General features: G+C 57.9%; 1 pseudogene. It reads right to left on the bottom strand.

The window, feature by feature from the left end:
- Positions 1-487, bottom strand: a pseudogene (locus ACL9RM_RS26495) (hypothetical protein); the annotation flags it as partial.

Genomic DNA, 487 nt, shown 5'->3' with positions numbered 1-487 from the left:
TCGATATCGCCTGTGATGCGATATGCACACCCTGAATGGTTCCAATTTGTAGATGATGCGACTGGATGGACTCTGGTGCGATATGCACGGACTTCACTGCCCCCTCTGCCAGCGCTCTGTCCTGTACTGCGCCCGTTGCCAAGTGCCGGGTGTGTATCGCTTGCGTGGACAGATGTGGAGGGCCGACGCTTCCTTCCGCGAGATTCGTCGCTTGCACCGAGTGTGCCGCCAGCTTTTCCGAGGTGATGCTTTCTGCTTGAAGCGCACTACTGGATACGCTATCTGGAGCCAGATGGCTTGCAAGCACCGCCGAAGCCTGCAAATGGGCAGAGGTGACCGATTCCCGGGCCAGATGATTGGACTGGACAGCTTCTTCTGCCAAATGTTTGGCTTGCACCGCTTCGTCTGTAATGTGCCACGGCTGGACCGAGTGGGCAGACAGCTTGGCGGCAGTCACGCCCTCATCCGCCAGTTTGTCGGACGTAAC

The organism is Paenibacillus sp. S29 (assembly GCF_049319765.1).
Taxonomy (GTDB): Bacteria; Bacillota; Bacilli; order Paenibacillales; family Paenibacillaceae; genus Paenibacillus; species Paenibacillus polymyxa_B.
The sequence above is the reverse complement of the archived record's forward strand: the minus strand, read 5'-3'. Positions and strand labels throughout refer to the sequence as shown.